Source organism: Magnetospirillum sp. XM-1, assembly GCF_001511835.1.
Classification (GTDB): domain Bacteria; phylum Pseudomonadota; class Alphaproteobacteria; order Rhodospirillales; family Magnetospirillaceae; genus Phaeospirillum.
The window spans coordinates 3,208,818-3,226,116 of the sequence record NZ_LN997848.1; the positions used below are offsets into that span (position 1 = coordinate 3,208,818).

The 17,299-nt window shown below is 67.0% G+C and carries 17 protein-coding genes and 1 tRNA gene; 5 read left to right on the top strand and 13 right to left on the bottom strand.

All coding sequences use genetic code 11. The features are described from left to right. Positions 1-132: 132 nt before the first annotated feature. The 3 genes from mepA to XM1_RS14885 all read right to left on the bottom strand — a co-directional run bounded on the left by mepA (position 133) and on the right by XM1_RS14885 (position 3,921). Positions 133-975, bottom strand: coding sequence for a penicillin-insensitive murein endopeptidase (mepA, locus tag XM1_RS14875; RefSeq protein ID WP_068434798.1), 843 nt, complete (start codon positions 973-975; stop codon positions 133-135). Then, positions 975-2,048, bottom strand: coding sequence for an HD-GYP domain-containing protein (locus XM1_RS14880; protein WP_231920526.1), 1,074 nt, complete (start codon positions 2,046-2,048; stop codon positions 975-977). The genes mepA and XM1_RS14880 overlap by 1 nt, the downstream gene beginning before the upstream one ends. Before the next feature lie 238 nt (positions 2,049-2,286). Next, on the bottom strand, positions 2,287-3,921 hold the full coding sequence (locus XM1_RS14885; RefSeq protein ID WP_068434799.1) for an acyl-CoA synthetase: 1,635 nt from the start codon (positions 3,919-3,921) through the stop codon (positions 2,287-2,289). Positions 3,922-4,105: 184 nt separating this feature from the next. On the opposite strand from XM1_RS14885, the gene XM1_RS14890 reads away from it, so the two are divergent. From XM1_RS14890 to XM1_RS14905, 4 genes are all read left to right on the top strand, one after another. Beyond that, positions 4,106-5,341 carry a diguanylate cyclase gene (locus tag XM1_RS14890; protein WP_156428746.1) on the top strand — a complete coding sequence of 412 codons (1,236 nt, stop codon included), beginning with the start codon at positions 4,106-4,108 and terminating at the stop codon, positions 5,339-5,341. Between the two features lie 125 nt (positions 5,342-5,466). Next, entirely contained in the window at positions 5,467-6,372 is a 906-nt protein-coding gene (gene mamU / locus XM1_RS14895; RefSeq protein ID WP_068434803.1) for a lipid kinase MamU, read from the top strand. Then, positions 6,369-7,166: a metallophosphoesterase gene (locus tag XM1_RS14900; protein ID WP_068434805.1), complete on the top strand. Its 798-nt coding sequence runs from the start codon at positions 6,369-6,371 to the stop codon at positions 7,164-7,166. The genes mamU and XM1_RS14900 overlap by 4 nt, the downstream gene beginning before the upstream one ends. Positions 7,167-7,215: 49 nt before the next feature. Then, positions 7,216-9,177, top strand: coding sequence for a tetratricopeptide repeat protein (locus XM1_RS14905; protein ID WP_231920527.1), 1,962 nt, complete (start codon positions 7,216-7,218; stop codon positions 9,175-9,177). A gap of 4 nt (positions 9,178-9,181) precedes the next feature. Here XM1_RS14905 and XM1_RS14910 read toward each other — a convergent pair whose 3' ends face one another. The 5 genes from XM1_RS14910 to XM1_RS24175 all read right to left on the bottom strand — a co-directional run bounded on the left by XM1_RS14910 (position 9,182) and on the right by XM1_RS24175 (position 12,131). After that, positions 9,182-10,057 carry a DMT family transporter gene (locus XM1_RS14910; protein ID WP_068434809.1) on the bottom strand — a complete coding sequence of 292 codons (876 nt, stop codon included), beginning with the start codon at positions 10,055-10,057 and terminating at the stop codon, positions 9,182-9,184. Positions 10,058-10,062: 5 nt separating this feature from the next. Beyond that, entirely contained in the window at positions 10,063-10,311 is a 249-nt protein-coding gene (locus XM1_RS14915) for a hypothetical protein (RefSeq protein ID WP_068434811.1), read from the bottom strand. Between the two features lie 5 nt (positions 10,312-10,316). Beyond that, complete coding sequence (locus XM1_RS14920) at positions 10,317-10,904, bottom strand: BON domain-containing protein (RefSeq protein WP_068434813.1); 588 nt, start codon at positions 10,902-10,904, stop codon at positions 10,317-10,319. Positions 10,905-11,030: 126 nt separating this feature from the next. Beyond that, positions 11,031-11,918: an HTH domain-containing protein gene (locus XM1_RS14925; protein ID WP_068434815.1), complete on the bottom strand. Its 888-nt coding sequence runs from the start codon at positions 11,916-11,918 to the stop codon at positions 11,031-11,033. Between the two features lie 66 nt (positions 11,919-11,984). After that, positions 11,985-12,131, bottom strand: a complete 147-nt coding sequence (locus XM1_RS24175) for a hypothetical protein (protein WP_156428747.1) — start codon at positions 12,129-12,131, stop codon at positions 11,985-11,987. A gap of 160 nt (positions 12,132-12,291) precedes the next feature. Between XM1_RS24175 and XM1_RS14930 the strand changes: the two genes are divergently transcribed. Then, a complete protein-coding gene (locus XM1_RS14930; protein ID WP_082700540.1) occupies positions 12,292-12,726 on the top strand; it encodes a hypothetical protein in 435 nt (144 codons plus the stop codon). A 37-nt stretch (positions 12,727-12,763) separates the two neighbouring features. Here XM1_RS14930 and XM1_RS14935 read toward each other — a convergent pair. The 5 genes from XM1_RS14935 to gyrA all read right to left on the bottom strand — a co-directional run bounded on the left by XM1_RS14935 (position 12,764) and on the right by gyrA (position 17,124). After that, positions 12,764-12,839: transfer RNA gene (locus XM1_RS14935), tRNA-Lys, on the bottom strand. A 60-nt stretch (positions 12,840-12,899) separates the two neighbouring features. After that, positions 12,900-13,445, bottom strand: a complete 546-nt coding sequence (locus XM1_RS14940; protein WP_068434816.1) for a peptidylprolyl isomerase — start codon at positions 13,443-13,445, stop codon at positions 12,900-12,902. Between the two features lie 4 nt (positions 13,446-13,449). Further along, positions 13,450-13,926 (bottom strand): peptidylprolyl isomerase, encoded by a 477-nt coding sequence (locus XM1_RS14945; protein WP_156428748.1) that lies wholly within the window; start codon positions 13,924-13,926, stop codon positions 13,450-13,452. 11 nt (positions 13,927-13,937) lie between these two features. Further along, positions 13,938-14,444 carry a pantetheine-phosphate adenylyltransferase gene (gene coaD / locus XM1_RS14950; RefSeq protein ID WP_068434820.1) on the bottom strand — a complete coding sequence of 169 codons (507 nt, stop codon included), beginning with the start codon at positions 14,442-14,444 and terminating at the stop codon, positions 13,938-13,940. Then, positions 14,437-17,124, bottom strand: a complete 2,688-nt coding sequence (gene gyrA, locus XM1_RS14955) for a DNA gyrase subunit A (RefSeq protein WP_068434822.1) — start codon at positions 17,122-17,124, stop codon at positions 14,437-14,439. The genes coaD and gyrA overlap by 8 nt, the downstream gene beginning before the upstream one ends. Between the last annotated feature and the right edge of the window lie 175 nt (positions 17,125-17,299).

Consider the following 17,299-nt stretch of genomic DNA (forward strand, 5'->3'; position numbering starts at 1 on the left):
CGGGTGTGGCCAGGAAAACTCCCGGCACCGGAGCGAACGGACGGCAAAGACATGCCGCCGCCGCGATCCCGCGTGCGGATTGGTGGCGGGGTTCTACGCCCTTCGCCAACCATTTGCAAGAGAAGTAATGTCTCACCCCTTGCGGAACAACCCGGCGCAGGCGTCGGGGAGCGGACGGGACTGGTGATGGGGCTTGGGCGACGGCGCCGGCCAGGTGGGCCTGGCCGACCACGAGGCCAGTTCGTCGCCGCAGCCGTCGCCCTCGGGCATGGGCTTCTGGCGTTCGCAATCGGGGCTGTCGGCGGGACACGACAGCCGCACGTGGAAGTGCTCGTCATGCCCCCACCAGGGCCGCAGCTTGCGCAGCCAGTCCCGGTCGCCGCCGGCCGGAACGGCGCGGCACATGGCCTGCTTGATGGCCGGATTGACGAAGATGCGGTCCACCTGGGGCGCCCGGGCCGCCAGTTCCAGCAGCCGGGCCTGGGCCGGGGTCCACTGGTCCTCGTCGATCTCGGTGCCGTAGACCATGGAGACCGGCTTGGGCGCCTCGATCTCGGCACGGCTCAGCGGCTTGGACGGCAGGCGGAACCAGATGTCCACGTCCAGGCCGTTCTGGTGGCTGCCGTGGCCGACCGGCATGGGGCCGCCGCGCGGCTGCGCCAGATCGCCGATCAGCAGCGGTCCGGCGATCCCGTCGCCCTTGGCGACCTGGGCCAGCTCCTTGATGAAACGGATGGTGGCGGGATGGCCCCAGTTGCGGTTGCGCTGCGGGCGCAGTACCTGGAAGGCATGCTCGTCCTCGGCCAGGGCCACGGCGCCCTTGAGGCAGCCGGCGGCGGGCGAGCCGATCACCGAGGCGGGGCCCGAGGCCGGCGCCCCCACCTTGGACCAGTCGCCGCGTCCGGATTCGGCTGCCGCCGCCCCCGTCCCCAGCACCAGGGCGGACAGCGTCAGCAAGCGGGCCAGAACATGCATCAGTCGAATACCGTCTCGTCGAACCGGGCCTGAATATCGCCGATCGTGGCGACGCTGTCGATAAGGGCGGCGACGCAATCGGGATCGAACTTCACCCCGGCCTGGCTTTGCAGCAGGTCGAAGGCGGCGTCGTTGGTCCACGGCTCCTTGTAGGGCCTGGCCGAGGTCAGCGCGTCGAACACGTCGGCCACGGCGGCGATGCGGGCCTCGAGCGGAATCTCGGTCCCCTTCAGGCCGTAGGGATAGCCGCTGCCGTCCATGGCCTCGTGATGATAGGCGATGACGTTGCGCAGCATGTGGAAATGCGGCAAGGACTGCAGCCCCATGTCGCCGACCATCAGGTCGACGATTTCCACGCCCCGGGCCACGTGGCCCTTCATGACGTTGTATTCCTCGGGCGTCAGCCGCCCCGGCTTGAGCAAGATGTGGTCGGGCACCGAAATCTTGCCCAGGTCATGCAGCGGTGCGAACTGGAACAGATATTCCACGTATTCGTCGGTCAGGCCGACGCCGGGCGCCAGCTTCAGGGCGATCGCCCGAGTATAGCGGGCCATGCGCGCCAGATGGGCGCCGGTCTCCTCGTCGCGCACGGTCGAGACCTGGCGGATCACCTTCACCGCCGCCTGCATCATCCGCACGGTGTCGAGCTCGCGCATGATGATCTGGGCGATCAGCTCGGCATAGGGCCGCAGGCGGTGGAGCACCTGGGGGGTGAAGAATCCCGCCTCGAACGAATTGAGGAACAGGAAGCCGTAAAACACCCCCTTGGACTGGATGGGCATGGTGTAGCTGGACAGGTAGCCGGCGGCCACCAGACGCGCGGCGTGGTCCTGTCCGGCGGCGGCCACCTTGGCCAGATCGTTCAGCGTCCGCCGCCCGCCCATGGTGACCAGCCGCTTCAGGCCCGGCATTTCCGACAGCTTGGCGGTGGAATGGTCCAGCGGGCTCTCGCCGTCGCTGGAATGGATGAAGGTCTTGAGGATGTCCGACGACTCGTCGTAAAGCGCGATGGCGATGCGGCTGAGGCCGCCCAGGGAATCGTCGCCCTTGATCTCGTCGTGAAGACAAATCAACCGCTCGGCCAGACCACGATGAGTCGCCGTCGTTGGCATCGCCGCCAGGACGCTAGTCTTCGCCGGTCTTGTCTGATCGTCACTGATCTTGATGTTCATCACGGATGGACTATATCCGCGACTGGTCCGACCAGTCAAACCAACGAGTGGCATATACACCGAAAGAAGATCGGTGTTTCCCGGCGTATACCGGGGCGTGCAGCCCAACCCTATCGGCCCGGCCACACGCCCCGACGCTTCAGTCGGCGATTTTCTTGGCCATTTCCCGCAGGACGAATTTCTGTACCTTGCCGGTGGAGGTCTTCGGCAAATTGGTGAAGACCACGGTGCGCGGGCATTTGTAGTGGGCCAGACGCTGGCGGCAGAAGGCGATGATCTCGTCCGAGGTGACCGTCGCCCCTTCCTTCAGGCCGATGAAGGCGCAGGGCGTCTCGCCCCACTTCTCGTCGGGCCGGGCCACCACGGCGGCCTCGCCCACCGCCGGATGCTGGTAGAGCACGCCTTCCACCTCAATGGTCGAGATGTTCTCGCCGCCCGAGATGATGATGTCCTTGGAACGGTCCTTCAGCTCGATATAGCCGTCGGCGTGCCAGACGCCCAGGTCGCCGGTGTGGAACCAGCCGCCCGCAAAGGCCTCCTGGGTGGCCGAGGGATTCTTGAGGTAGCCCTTCATCACTACGTTGCCGCGGTAGAACACCTCGCCCATGGTGGCGCCGTCCTTGGGCACCGGAACCAGGGATACCGGATCGGCGACCATCATCGCCTCCTCGTTGACGTAGCGCACGCCCTGGCGCGACTTCATCTTGGCCCGCTCGTCCAGCGGCAGTTCGTCCCACTCCTCCTTCCAGGCGCAGACGGTGGCCGGGCCATAGACCTCGGTCAGGCCGTAGACGTGGGTGATCTTGAAGCCCTGGGATTCCAGCCGGCCGATCACCGCGGCGGGCGGCGGCGCGGCGGCGGTCATGAACTCCACCGGATGGGGCAGCGGCCGGCGATCCTTCTCGGGCGCATTGATCAGCATGCCCATGACGATGGGCGCGCCGCACATGTGGGTGACCTTGTGCGTCTCGATGGCCGCGAACATATGGCCGCCGTCCACCCGGCGCAGGCAGACGTTGGTGCCGGCCAGGGCCGCCAGGGTCCAGGGGAAGCACCAGCCGTTGCAGTGGAACATGGGCAGGGTCCACAGATAGACCGGATGCCCTGTCATCCCCCAGTTGACGACATTGCCCAGCGCGTTGATGTAGGCGCCACGGTGGTGGTAGACCACGCCCTTGGGATTGCCGGTGGTGCCCGAGGTGTAGTTGAGAGCGATGGCGTCCCATTCGTCGGACGGCCAGACCCAGGCGTATTCGGGATCGCCGCCGGCGATGAACGCCTCGTACTCCATCTCGCCCAGCAATTCGCCGGTGGTCACCGCCGCGTCGTCGATGTCGATGACGATGGGCTTCTTGTCCAGGAGCGACAGCGCCTTCTTGATGGTCGGCGAGAATTCCCGGTCGGTGAGCAGCACCTTGGCCTCGCCATGCTGAAGCATGAAGGCGATGGCTTCTGCGTCCAGGCGGATGTTCAGCGCGCAGATCACGCCGCCGGTCATGGGCACGCCGAAGGCCGCCTCGTAGGCGGCGGGCGTGTTGGCCGCCATCACCGCCACGGTGTCGCCCACCCCGATGCCCCGCGCCGCCAGGGCCGAGCCCAGCCGCCGGCACCGGTCGTAGGTCTGCTTCCAGGTATAGCGCAGATCACCGTGAATCACCGAAACGCGGTTCGGATAGACGAAGGCCGCGCGCTCGAGAAAGCCCAGCGGGCTCAGCGGCACGTAATTGGCCGGATTCTTGTCGAGATGGGTGTTGTAGGGATTGGCTGCGGACATCTGCGTCTCCCGATTGTCGTCCGTTTCAGGCCTTTGCGGCGCATCGTTGCCCCAGGAGCATGCGGCTGGAATGAATGCTTTTCAACCGGGATTTGCCATGCTTGACCATTGTCAAAATGGGGTTTTTCCAATACCCTCCGGCCCGGTGTGAGGACGGGAACTCACGTAGTGCGGGAGATGGGCGGTGGACGGATCCGGACAGATGCAGAGCGACCTGATCGATGCCAACGGCGACGGCCAAAAGGGCTGGCGCTCCTTCGCCGCCCACCTGTTCGCCCCCATCAAGATCACCTGGGGCCAGTTCTTTGACCTGCTGGTGCCGCTGCGCCACTCTCCCCACATCCGCCGCCACGCCGCGTCGGTGATCATCTCGCGCATTCAGCTGGTGGCCGCCATCTTCGCGGTGATGGTGCCGCTGTGGTCGGTCATCGACTGGTTCGTCTTCCCCTGGCCGCAATGGGCGATGATGACCACGCTGCGCCTGGGCTCGGGCCTGATCTTCCTGCTGCTGGCCTGGCCGTGGGACATCACCAAGACCCGGCTGCAGGCCGATTCCATGCTGATGGCCATGCTGCTGGTCCCGCCGGTGTTCTACTTGATCTCCATCAAGGTGACCGAGGACTTGGCCGTCACCGGCGTCGCCCTGCTGGTCACCAAGCTCTACGCCCTGATGCCCAACATCGTCCTGGCCGGCCTGGCGATCTTTCCGCTGACCGCCTTCGAGGTGGCGCTGTTCTCCGCCCCGGCCTTCGTCTTCGCGGTGCTCGGCCTCTTGATGGGCGGCCAGACGCTCTCCATGGACGTGCACGGCCCCATGTTCTGGCTGATGGTGCTGGTGATGGGCGTGGCCATGTTCTCGGGCATGAGCCAGCTTCACTACATCACCGCCCTGGTCAACCGCGCCATGATCGACCCGCTGACCGGCGCCTACACCCGGCGGTCGGGTGGCGAGGCGCTGGACCTGCAGTTCCGGCTGTCGGCCATGCGCAACACGCCCTTGTCCATCGCCTTCTTCGATCTCGACAAGTTCAAGTCCATCAACGACACCTACGGCCACGAGGAAGGCGACAAGGCCTTGCGGACCCTGGCCGACAACCTGCGCCAGGGATTGCGGCGCGGCGACGTGCTGGTGCGCTGGGGCGGCGAGGAATTCGTCGCCATTCTGACCGACACCAATGCCGAGGGCGCGCGCATCCTGATGGAGCGCCTGCGCACCAGCGGCTTCGGACCGCGCCCCGACGGCAATCCCATGACCGCCTCCATCGGCGTGGCCGAACGCCAAGCCGACAGCGCGGCGGACTGGCCGCGCCTGATCGAGCTGGCCGACCAGCGCATGTACGAAGCAAAACGCTCGGGCCGCGACCGCGCCGTGCTGCCCGCGGGCCAGACCCTGGTGTTCGGCGACAAGCCCATCTTCTAAAAGCCCTCAGACGCCGGGCGCTTCGCTTGGCTTTCCGCGGCATAAGCCGCGCGGCCCCTTGGGCCTAGTCAAGGCTCGACTCATCGAGCCTTGACAGCAGCGTCCGTCCGGAGTGCTGTCAAGACATGAGACTGGCCCTCGTCATCAACCGCTCCGCCGGAACCTTCCGGCGCCTGCCCCTCGAATCCACGGTGGCGGCCATCGCCGCCGCCCTGGGCCAAGCCGGGCACGTGGTCCGCACCGAGATCGTCGGGCGGCGCGAACTGGCCCGCACCCTGTCGGCCCTGGCGGAGAGCCGGGACGTGGATTGCGTGGTGGTGGGCGGCGGCGACGGCACCATCCTGACCGCGATCGTCGCCGGGCTGGGCCGCGACAAGCCGCTGGGCATCCTGCCCCTGGGCACGCTCAACCTGTTCGCCCGCGACCTGGGCCTGCCGCTCGATCCGGTGGAGGCCGCCGCCATCCTGGCCGGGGCCACGGCCCGCGACATCGATCTGGCCGAGGTCAACGGCCTGCCCTTCGCCATCTGGGCCTCCATGGGCATGCATCCCTGGGTGGTGCGCCGCCGCGACCACATGCAGCGGGGCGGCATCGCCAAGGGCCGCGCCATGCTGCTGGCGGCGCTCAGGGCCTTTCGCCGCTTTCCCCTGATCGACGTGACGCTGGCGCTGCCCGAGGGCAGCGTCACCGTCTCGACCCCCATGCTGTTCATCACCAACAATCCCTGGCGCGAAGAGCCCCTGCCCCTGTCGCGCGAGGCGCTCGACACCGGCAAGCTGGTGATCCACGTGGCCGCCTGCTCCGGCCGCCTGTCGCTGCTGTGGCTGTTCGCCGAGGCGGTGATCGGCCACTGGCGGGCCAGCCCACGCCTCAAGACCTTCACCACCGAGCAGGTCCGCGTCACCAGCCGCAAGCGCCGCATGATGGTGTCGCTGGACGGCGAGGTGACGGTGATGAGCGCGCCGCTGGTGTTCCGCGCCCGGCCCAAGGCGCTCAAAGTGCTGATGCCGGAGCGGGGGGAACCGGCGTGAAAACCGTCGCCCACCTCTCCGACCTGCATTTCGGCCGCACCGATTCCAAGGTGGTGGCGGCCCTGCTGCACGATCTGCAGCACCAGCGGCCCGATCTGGTCATCGTGTCGGGCGACCTCACCCAGCGGGCCCGCTCGCACCAGTTCGCCGAGGCCCGCGCCTTCCTCTCGCACTGCCCCGCCCCCGCTTTGGTGGTGCCCGGCAACCACGATCTGGAGCCCCTCTACCGCCCGTGGAACCGCATCTTCCGGCCGCGCGCCAAGTTCCACAAGCACCTGCCCGGCCATGATTCCATGCCGGTCTGGCAAGACGAATCCCTGGTGGCCATCGGCCTGGACAGCACCCGCTCGCGGCGCTGGAAGTCCGGCGCGCTGAAGGGCGCCCACCTCGACCACCTGGAAGCCACCCTGGACGGCGCGGCCCCCGGGGCGGTGCGGCTGGTGTTCCTTCACCATCCCCCCTCCACCGCATCCGGCGGCCACCCCTACGAGGTTCTGGTCGAGCACGGCATCGACGCGGTGCTCACGGGGCATGTCCACCACGCCCATGTGGAACTGATCAACGGCCAGCACGGCCGGTCCCTGGTGCTGGTCCAGGCCACCACCGCCTGCTCCACCCGGCTGCGCGAGGATTCCAACGGTTATTGCCTGCTGCGCTTCGATTCCGACCATATGGAAGTGGCGATCCGGGGCTGGACCGGCGACGTGTTCCATACCGTCCGCCATCACTGGTTCGAGAAGCGGGCGGGCACCTGGCGCACGGTTCCCCGCCCCCACCACGTCTTTCCGGCTTGATGCCTCCGGCATTTGCGGGCATGGAAGGGTGATGAATATGGATCAAGACATGGCGAAGGCGGTTAAGCTGGCCCAGGCGGGCAAGCTGAAGCCGGCCATCGCCATCCTCGAGGGCCTGGTCCGCTCGGCGCCGTCGGCGGTGCCGGCGCGCTACAATCTGGCGCTGTTCCTGCTGATGGCGGGACGCCATGCCGAGGCTTTGCCCCATCTCGACCGCATCCTGGCCGCCCAGCCCGGCCATCCGCCCTCGTTGTTCAGCAAGGCCAAGGGGCTGCTGGCGCTGGACCGCGCCGCCGAGGCCCTGCCCATCCTCGAACGCCTCGCCGCCGGCAACGACCCGGAAAGCCTGCTGGCGCTGGGCAACGCGCTGCGGGTGCTGAACCGCATGGCCGAGGCTGCGGGGGCCTTCCACCGCCTGACCCGGGTCGCCCCCGCCTTCCCCGGCGGGCATATGAATCTTGCCATCCTGCTGGTGTCGTCGCCCGACAACGACGCGGCGCTGGCCGCCCTGGACGAGGGAACGCGGCTGCATCCCGGCATCGCCGAACTGCACGCCATGCGCGGCCAGGTGCTGCTGCGTCTGGGCCGCCATGCCGAGGCCATCGCCGCTCTCGCCAAGGCGCTGGAGGTCAATCCCGCCCTGGCCCCGGCCAAGGGCCACCTGATGCGCGCCTACCGCGAGACCGCCGACTGGGACAACGAGGAGCGGCTGTTCGCCGAAATCCGCGCCGTCATCGCCAGGGGCGAGGTCAAGGGGCAGTTGCCGCTGTCCACCCAGGACGCCCTGTTCTACCCCTTCACCGGCGAGGAACTGCGCCGCGTCGCCGGATTCGAGGCCGCCTTCCGCGTGCCGGGCCAGGTCCGGCCGGTGGTCCGCCCCGCCGCAAAATCGCAGCCGCCCTTGGTGGTAGGCTACCTGTCTCCCGATTACCGCGAGCACGCCACCATGCATCTGGCCGGCGACATCTTCGCCGCCCATGATCGCGACCGGGTGCGGCCCATCGCCTATTCGGTGGGGCCGGACGACGGGTCGGATTGGCGGGCCCGCATAGGGCGCGACTGCGATTCCTTCGTGGATCTCGCCGCCTTGAGCGACCGCGCCGCCGCCGAGCGCATCGCCGCCGACGGCGTTCACATCCTGGTGGATCTGTCGGTGTTCACCCGCCATGCCCGTCCCGGCATCGCCGCGCTGCGTCCCGCCCCGGTCCAGGCGGTGTGGCTGGGCCTGGCCGCCAGTTCCGCCGCCCCCTGGCTGGATTACGCCATCGTCGATCCGGTGCTGGTGCCGCCCGCCCATCGCGGACACTTCGCCGAGAAACTTATTTTTCTGCCAGATACTTATCAGGCGAACCTCACCTGGTCGCCGCCGGCCGCGCCGCCGTCCCGGCCGGCATTGGGACTGCCTGAGGACCGGCTGGTGCTGTGCTCGTTCAACGGTCACCGCAAGCTGGACCGCGCCAGCTTCTCCCTGTGGCTGGAGATCCTGGCCGAGCTGCCCGACGCGGTGCTATGGCAGCTGGCCCCTCCGGACGCCGCCCGCCGGCGGTTGGAAGAGGCGACGGCCAAGGCCGGCATCGACCCCGCCCGGCTGATCTGGGCCCCGTCCCTGCCCCGCGCCGGCCATCTGGCCCGGCTGCCCGCCGCCGATCTGTTCATCGACGCCCTGGTCTGCGGCGCCCATACCACCGCCGCCGATTGCCTGCGTTCGGGCGTGCCGCTGGTCACCATGGCCGGACCGCGCTTAGGCTCGAGGGTCGCCGCCTCGCTGCTGCATGCGGTGGGATTGCCGGAACTGGCGACCGAGAGCCCGGAGGAGATGAAGGCGTTGGCCGTGGCCTTGGGCCGTGACCGCCCGCGCCTCTCCGCCTTGCGCGCCCGATTGATGGACTTGCTGCCCAATTCCCCCGCCTTCGACCCCGCCCGCTTCGCCCGCCATCTGGAAAGCGGTTATCACTCAGCGTGGGCGCGTCATGCGGCGGGCAGGAAGCCGGACGACATCATCGTCGGCTGAAACCCTACTTCCGCACCACCAACGCCACGCCGATGGCGGTGGCGGCCATGCCGGCCAGGGCGAGCGGCGTCAGCACCTCGTCGAACAGCAGCCAGGCCAGCAGGGCGGTCACCGGCGGCACCAGATAGAAGAAGCTGGCCACCTTGGCCGCTTCGCCCAGGCGGATCAGGGTCATCAGCAGACTGATGGCGCCCAGCGACAGCACCAGCACCAGCCAGCCCAGCGCCAGGACGAAGTGAGCCGTCCACTGGATGACCATGGTCTCGAACCCCACGGCCAGCGGCGCCAGCGCCGCCAGGGCGGCCAGATACTGGATCAGGGTGCCGGTCCGCAGGTCCATGCCGGTGCAAAAGCGCTTCTGGTAGAGGGTGCCGCCGGTGATGGCCAGCAGGGCGGCGATGGCGAAGGCCATGCCGTCCCAGCCGAAGCCGTCGAAATTCACCCCCGTCAGGCGGGTCGACAGCACCATGGCGACGCCCACCAGACCGAGGCCAAGGCCCAGCCATTGGCGCGGCCCCACCGTCTCGCCAAGCAAGGGACCGACCACGGCGGCGGTCAGCAGCGGCTGCAGCCCGGCCACCAGGGCGACCATGCCCGATGGCACGCCGTGATGGATGGCGCTGAACACGCCGCCCAGATAGATGGCGTGGACCAGCAGCCCGGAAACCGCCAGATGCAGCCACAGCCTGGGATCGGTGGGAAACTTGGCGCGGCTGGCCGCCACCACCGCGCCCAGGAGTGCGATGACGATGACGAAGCGCAGCACCAGGAAGGTGAAGGGCTCGGCATAGGGCAGACCGTACTTGCCGCCGATGAAGCCCGTGCTCCACAGCAGCACGAAGACGCCCGGCATGGCCTTGGTCCAGGCGTGCTCCCGCATGGCGATCAGTTCTCTGCCTTGGGAAGTTCGCCGGGCTGTTCCGTCCGCTTGGGCGGCTCCTCGCCGCCGGTCCAGAACACCCAGGTGGAGCCGAGCCAGAACACCATGGAGATGAAGCCGGCCAGCTTGGGCGGCACGCCGAAATACTTAGGCAGGACCAGCAGCAAGGTGATGCCGCCGACGAAGCCGAACAGGGTCCAGACGGCGCCGATCACGTGGCGCGGCAAGCCCTTCTTCCTTGGGGTGTCATTCATGATTCTCAGGGCCTGACATCGATATAGTTGACCACTTTCTTGATCCCCTCGCCTTCCCGGAGGCGGGAAACGGCCTTGTTGGCCTCCTCCTGGGAGCGGGCGCGGCCGATGACGTAGAGATTACCGTAGGAATCCACGGTGGTGCGGAAGTTGACGTCGGCCACCCCCTTGGTGCCGATCAGGCGCCCTTGCGCCTTGATACCCATCTCTACCGTGTCGGCCCAGCTGGGCAGCGACTTGCGCCTGGAATCGTCCTTGGCCAGGTAGGTCACGTGCCAGTAGAGCTTTTTCACGCCCTCGACGCTCCTCACGTCCTTCTGGAACTGGTCATAGGTGGCCTTGTCGTCGAACAGGCCGGTGACCAGCAGGCGCTGCTCGTAGATTTCGGTCGAGGCCTTGATGGTGGCGTTCTTGCCCATGTAGCCGTTGACCTTGGCGACGATGACGTTGTCCTTGGCGATGTCGGCGGCCGAACGCGCCTCGATGGCCCGGTCGATCAGGGTTTTGGGCGCGGTCAGCACGTCCATCAGCTGGGCTTGGGCGGGAGCGGCCAGGGCAAGGCCTGCTATGGCGGCAAGGGCGAGACGGCGCATGGCAAGGGTCCAGGGCAATGGTGTGACCAGCAACCATACAGGCCAAGACCAAGGACGCCAATCGGCTATTTGGCCGGGGCCTCAATGACCGCTGGTCGCGTCGCGTGTCAGATTTGACGCCCGACGCTAACGGGTGCCCCCCTTGAGATGCTTGTGCACCGCCTGGCGCGAAATGCCCAGTTCCTTGCCGATACGGGCCAGCGACCATTCGGGATTGGCTTCCTTGAGGGCGCGGGCCCGGTCCTTGGTGGACGGCGCCGCCCCTCGGGCGGTCAGCCCCTGGGCCAGGGTCTCGAAATCGGCGGCGAGCACGGCATAGCCGCTGCCGTCCTCTCCCCCCCGCCCGCTCCAATAGTCGAGGCGGGCCGAGAAATCGGCGATGGAGGCCACCGGCAGGTCCCGGCGCCAGGCCGCTTCCACCAGACGGTGGCGGGCGGCGCAGGCGGGCGGCAGCACGGGCGGCTGGGAATCGGGCTCCGCCACCAGTTCCATATGGCGAAGCCGCGTCTCCCAGCGCAGGGCTTCCATGCGGGCGGCCTCGATCCCGGCCGGCATGGGCTGGGCGGCGGCCGCCGCCGCCTCCATTTCGGCGACGTTTTCGCAAGAAGAGGCGGCCGCCATGAACGCGGCTTCCAATTCGGTCGGAGCCAAGACCGCCTCGACGCTGCCATAGCGCTCGATCACCGCGGCGCGCTCGTCGATACGGCTCATCTCGCGCAGCCGCGACAGGCGCACGGCGCGGATGATGCTGCCCGGCCTGGTTCCCTCCTCATGCAGACGAAGCGCCTGCATGGCGGCCTCGGCGCCGTCGCCCTTGCGGCTGGCGCAGCGCTTGGCCAACACCTCCAGGCCGGCGGGATAGCTGCCCCATTCCAGGTCGCAGAACGCCCGGGCGCGCTCCAGCGCCTCGTCCTGCTCGGTCTCGCTCTCGGATTCGTAAAGCGTCAGCATGCCTTCCAGGCGGTCGAGGGCCTTGTCCTCGCGCCCCTGGCTCATCAAGTCGAAAAGATCCATCGCCCCCTCGTCAACGCACGGGTTGACGGTGCTACGGCCCTTGCTGCCTGTCAAGACGGGCGATGATCAGGAATTGCCGGAAACCTTGTCGGGATGCTCGGCGGAAAGCCTCGCCACCACCGCCTTGATCAGGCTGGGCGGCGCGGTCAGCACCGAATACCCCTCGCCGGCAAGGCGGGCGGTCACGGCGGCAAGAAGCGCACGAGGTATCATCGCAACCTCCGTCAAGATGACGGAAAGAACTGTCCGACAATCATCATAGTGTCCGACACATGAATATTCGGTAAACCGCCACCAGCTGTAAGCAGTCTCCCCAATGACGAATTTCGTGACTGCGGCGTATGATTGGAACCGACGTCAAAAGGAGGATACGGTGACCACCCTCCAGCCCATCTCGCTCGAAGCGCAGATGATCCTGGCCGAGCTTCGCGGCCTGCGGGACGAGATGACCGCCCTTCATCAGGAAACCCACGCCGCCCTGACCGCCCTGCGTGAATTGTTCGCCGAGATCCGGCAGGTGGAGAGCACCGAAGCCGGCATCGAGGCGGAACTCGAGGTTGTCGCGGATTCCCTGGGCGAGGTTCTGGACGAAAGGCGGATATCTGTCACCTCCTGCCCGGTCTGCGGTTCGGACGTCGAGCGCCATGCCGCCGAGAACGGCGCCTTGCTGATCTGCAAGGCCTGCGGCCACAGCGCCTTCGTTGACCGCCGCACCGGAATCGATCGCCGAAACGTCAGCCACAGCGCCATAGAAGGCCCCCCCGATCAGGTGGCCGAGGGCATCGACTGGACCCGCGCCGACATGTAAAAAGCCCGCCGGCGGAACCGGCGGGCTTTCGAGGTCTTGGTGGGTCCGCCGGGACTCGAACCCGGGACCTCTCGATTAAAAGTCGCTTGCTCTACCGACTGAGCTACGGACCCAGAAACGAAGGGCGCTCACCATAGGCAGATGAGCGCCGCTCGTCAACGCCTGGAAAGGCTCTACTTCTTGACGTCGGCCAGCACCTGCAGGCGGACCAGCTTGTCGGGCTTGGAGACGATGCCGTTATCGGCCGGATCGCCGGCCTTGATGCGGTCCACGCTCTCCATGCCCTCGACCACCCGGCCGACGGCGGTATAGCGGCCGTCCAGGCTGGGAGACGAGCCGAACATGATGAAGAACTGGGAATCGGCCGAGTCCGGGTTGGCCGAACGGGCCATGCCCACCACGCCGCGCACGAAGGGCTCGCCGGTGAACTCGGCGCGCAGCTTGACGCCCGAGCCGCCGGTGCCGGTGCCGGTGGGATCGCCGCCCTGGGCCATGAAGCCGGGGATGACGCGATGGAACACCGTGCCGTCATAGAAGCCCTTGCGGACCAGTTCCTTGATGCGGGCCACGTGCTTGGGCGCCAGATCGGGGCGCAGCTCGATGGTCACCTTGCCGGTGGCCAGCTCCATCACCAGGGTGTTCTCGGGGTCGGCGGCCAAGGCGGGCTGGGCCACGGCCAGGATCAAGGCGGCGACGGCGAAAAACAGACGCTTCAGCATGGTCTCAACCCTCGGAATCGGCGGCGACGCGCAAGGACACGATGCAGTCGGGATCGGTGACCGCCCCGGTGCGCGGCGCGCCCTTCTTGATGTTGTCCACGAACTCCATGCCCTCGACCACCTGGCCCCAGATGGTGTACTGGCGATCCAGGTAGGACTGGGTGTCGAAGCAGATGAAGAACTGCGAATCAGCGCTGTCGGGCGACTGGGAACGGGCCATGGAGCAGGTGCCGCGCACGTGCTTGCCGGCGTTGAACTCCGCCTTCAGCTTGGTGCCGGAACCGCCGGTGCCGGTACCCAGCGGGCAGCCGGTCTGGGCCATGAAGCCGTCGATCACCCGGTGGAACTTGATGCCGTCATAGAACTTGGCGCGGGCCAGTTCCTTGATGCGGGCCACATGGTTGGGGGCGAGGTCGGGGCGCAGTTCGATGACGACGCGACCGTCCTTCAGGTCGAGATACAGGGTGTTCTCAAGGTCCACTTTGGTCTTCCTTAAGCCGAGAAGCCGAATTTTTCGTCCAGCCGCGCCTTGACGCGGGGGCTGACGAATTGGGAAATGTCGCCGCCCAGGCGGCCGATTTCCTTGACGAAGCGCGACGAGATGAACTGGCAGCGTTCCGAGGCCATCAGGAAGATGGTCTCGATATCGGACGTCAGACGGGCGTTCATGCCGGCCATCTGGAATTCATACTCGAAGTCGGAAACGGCGCGCAGGCCCCGCACGATCAGGTTGGCGCCGCACTTGGCGGTGAAATCCACCAGCAGGGTGTCGAAGGGCCGCACCTCGATACTGACGCCCACGGACTGGGACAGCTCGGCCATTTCGGCCTCGGCCATGGCGACCCGCTCCTCCAGGGTGAACAGCGGCCCCTTGCCGGCGTTGACCGCCACGGCGACGATCAGATGATCGACCATGCGGGTGGCGCGGGCCACGATGTCCATGTGCCCGTTGGTGATCGGGTCGAAGGTCCCGGGATAGAGACCGACGCGCTTAGGCATCCTCGCCTCCCGCCATATCCTCGGCTGCATCCCCGGCTCCCTCGTCGGATTCGTCCGGCTCCTCGCCATTGCCTCCGATATCGCACAGTCTGGCGGCGGATACCACCCGTTCGTTCTCTGCCGTTCGTAGCAGGGTGACGCCCTGGGTCTTGCGCCCGGCGATGCGGATGTCGTCCACCGGCATGCGGATCAGCTTGCCGCCGTCGCTCACCAGCATGATGTCATCCTCGTGGTTGACGGGGAACGACGCCACCACGGTGCCGGTCTTGGCGGTCATGTCCAGGTTGGCGATGCCGGAGCCGCCACGGCCGGTGATGCGGTATTCGAAGGCCGAGGTGCGCTTGCCGAAGCCGTTTTCGGTGACGGTGAGCACGAATTGCTGCTCGGCGGCCATCTTCTCCATCTGCTCGGCCGGCAGGTCGCCCTTGAGGAAGGCGTCGCGGGTCTCGGAATCATAGTCGGTGTGGCGCAGGATGGACATGGAGATGACCTCGTCCTCTCCGTCCAGCCGGATGCCGCGCACGCCGGTCGAATCGCGGCTCTTGAACTCGCGCACGTCCTGGACCGGGAAGCGGATGGCCTTGCCCAGATGGGTGGCCAGCAGCACGTCGTCGGTCTCGGCGGAACAGGTCTGCACCGAGATCAGCCGCTCGCCCTCGCCCAGCTTCATGGCGATCTTGCCGTTGGCGCGCACCTCGGTGAAGTCGGACAGCGGATTGCGCCGCACGTCGCCCTTGGAGGTGACGAACATGACGTGCAGGTCGCCCCAGGTGGTCTCGTCCTCGGGCAGCGGCATGACGGTGGAGATGGTCTCGCCCTCGTCCAGCGGCAGCAGGTTGACCATGGCCTTGCCGCGCGCCTGGGGATTGCCCAGCGGCAGGCGGTAGACCTTCAGCTTGTAGGCGATGCCGGTGGACGAGAAGAACAGCACCGGGGTGTGGGTGTTGGCCACGAACACCTCGGAGAGGAAATCCTCGTCCTTGATGTTCATGCCCGAACGGCCCTTGCCGCCGCGCTTCTGGGCGCGATAGGCCGAGACCGGCACCCGCTTGATGTAGCCGGTGTTGGTCACCGTCACCACCATGTCCTCGCGGGCGATGAGGTCCTCGATATCGGCCTCGAACTCGTTTTCCTCGATGGTGGTGCGGCGCGGCGTGGCGAACTGCTCGCGGATTTCCAGCAATTCGCCCTTCATCACCTCGAACAGGCGGGGCCTGGACGACAGGATCAGCAGGTAGGCCTCGATCTGGTGGCCGATCTCGCGCAGCTCGTCGCCGATCTTGTCGCGCTCAAGGCCCGTCAGGCGGTGCAGGCGCAGGTCCAGGATGGCCTTGGCCTGGGTCTCGGACAGGCGGTAGCAGCCGTCCTCGATGGTGCGGCCGGGCTCGTCGATCAGCTCGATCAGCGGCGCCACGTCGCCCACCGGCCAGGCCCGGGTCATCAGCTTCTCGCGCGCCTCGGAAGGATCGGGGGCGGCGCGGATCAGGCGGATGACCTCGTCGATATTGGCCACGGCGATGGCCAGGCCGGCCAAGACGTGGGCGCGGTCACGGGCCTTGCCCAGCTCGAAGATGGTGCGCCGGGTGATCACCTCCTCGCGGAAGGCGATGAAGGCCTTGATGATGTCCCTCAGCGTCATCATCTGCGGCCGGCCGCCGTTCAAGGCCAGCGAGTTGACGCCGAAGCTGGTCTGCAAGGGCGTGAAGCGGTAGAGCTGGGCCAGCACCACCTCGGCGATGGCGTCGCGCTTGATCTCGATCACCACCCGCACGCCGTCGCGGTCGGATTCGTCTCTGAGGTCCGAGATGCCCTCGAGCTTCTTGTCGCGCACCAGCTCGGCGATCTGCTCGAGCATGCGGGCCTTGTTCACCTGATAGGGAATCTCGGTGACGACGATGGCCTCGCGGTCCTTGCGGATCTCCTCCACGTGGACGCGGCCGCGCATCACCACAGATCCCCTGCCCGTCTGCTGGGCGGCGCGGATGCCGGAACGGCCGAGAATGGTGCCGCCCGTGGGGAAATCGGGGCCGGGCACCAGCTCCATCAGCCGCTCGACCGTCACCTCGGGGTCGTCGATATAGGCGCAGCAGGCGTCGATCACCTCGCCCAGGTTGTGGGGCGGAATGTTGGTGGCCATACCCACCGCGATGCCGCCGGCGCCGTTGACCAGCAGATTGGGATAGCGGGCCGGCAGGACCGTGGGTTCGTGGGTGGATTCGTCGTAATTGGCCTGGAAGTCGACGGTTTCCTTGTCGATGTCCTCAAGCAGGGAATGGGCCGAGCGGGCCAGGCGGGCCTCGGTGTAGCGCATGGCTGCCGGCGGGTCGCCGTCCATGGAGCCGAAATTGCCCTGCCCGTCCACCAGCGGCAGGCGCATGGAGAAGTTCTGCGCCATGCGCACCATGGCGTCGTAAATGGCCGAATCGCCATGGGGGTGATACTTACCCATGACGTCGCCGACGATGCGCGCCGATTTGCGGAAGGGCTTGTTGTAGTGGTAGCCCGCCTCGTTCATGGCGAACAGGATGCGGCGGTGGACCGGCTTCAGCCCGTCGCGGACGTCGGGAAGCGCGCGGCTCACGATCACGCTCATGGCGTAATCGAGATAAGAGCGCTTCATCTCGTCTTCGATGGTGACCGGAGTGATATCGAATTGCGGCGACGCGGGAGGCGTGGTCAACGAAATTTTCCCATCGGTTTCAAAAAAGGAACCAGAACTTGGGGTGGACACATATCCACGCGGCCGCACGCTACCAGATATCGTGTGACCCGACAACCCGAGGGTATGGCCTGCGGGTATTGAAGTGAACTCGCCGCCCGGCTCTGGCATAATGGGAACCGGCGCTGCTTGCCTC

Excerpts from the sequence above, each read along its gene's own strand:
- XM1_RS14905 (WP_231920527.1), top strand. The coding sequence starts at position 7,216 with ATGGCGAAGGCGGTTAAGCTGGCCCAGGCGGGCAAGCTGAAGCCGGCC.
- XM1_RS14925 (WP_068434815.1), bottom strand. The coding sequence starts at position 11,918 with ATGGATCTTTTCGACTTGATGAGCCAGGGGCGCGAGGACAAGGCCCTC.
- coaD (WP_068434820.1), bottom strand. The coding sequence starts at position 14,444 with ATGCCTAAGCGCGTCGGTCTCTATCCCGGGACCTTCGACCCGATCACC.
- mamU (WP_068434803.1), top strand. The coding sequence starts at position 5,467 with ATGAGACTGGCCCTCGTCATCAACCGCTCCGCCGGAACCTTCCGGCGC.
- XM1_RS14885 (WP_068434799.1), bottom strand. The coding sequence starts at position 3,921 with ATGTCCGCAGCCAATCCCTACAACACCCATCTCGACAAGAATCCGGCC.
- XM1_RS14940 (WP_068434816.1), bottom strand. The coding sequence starts at position 13,445 with ATGCTGAAGCGTCTGTTTTTCGCCGTCGCCGCCTTGATCCTGGCCGTG.
- XM1_RS14920 (WP_068434813.1), bottom strand. The coding sequence starts at position 10,904 with ATGCGCCGTCTCGCCCTTGCCGCCATAGCAGGCCTTGCCCTGGCCGCT.
- mepA (WP_068434798.1), bottom strand. The coding sequence starts at position 975 with ATGCATGTTCTGGCCCGCTTGCTGACGCTGTCCGCCCTGGTGCTGGGG.
- XM1_RS24175 (WP_156428747.1), bottom strand. The coding sequence starts at position 12,131 with ATGATACCTCGTGCGCTTCTTGCCGCCGTGACCGCCCGCCTTGCCGGC.
- XM1_RS14915 (WP_068434811.1), bottom strand. The coding sequence starts at position 10,311 with ATGAATGACACCCCAAGGAAGAAGGGCTTGCCGCGCCACGTGATCGGC.
- XM1_RS14910 (WP_068434809.1), bottom strand. The coding sequence starts at position 10,057 with ATGCGGGAGCACGCCTGGACCAAGGCCATGCCGGGCGTCTTCGTGCTG.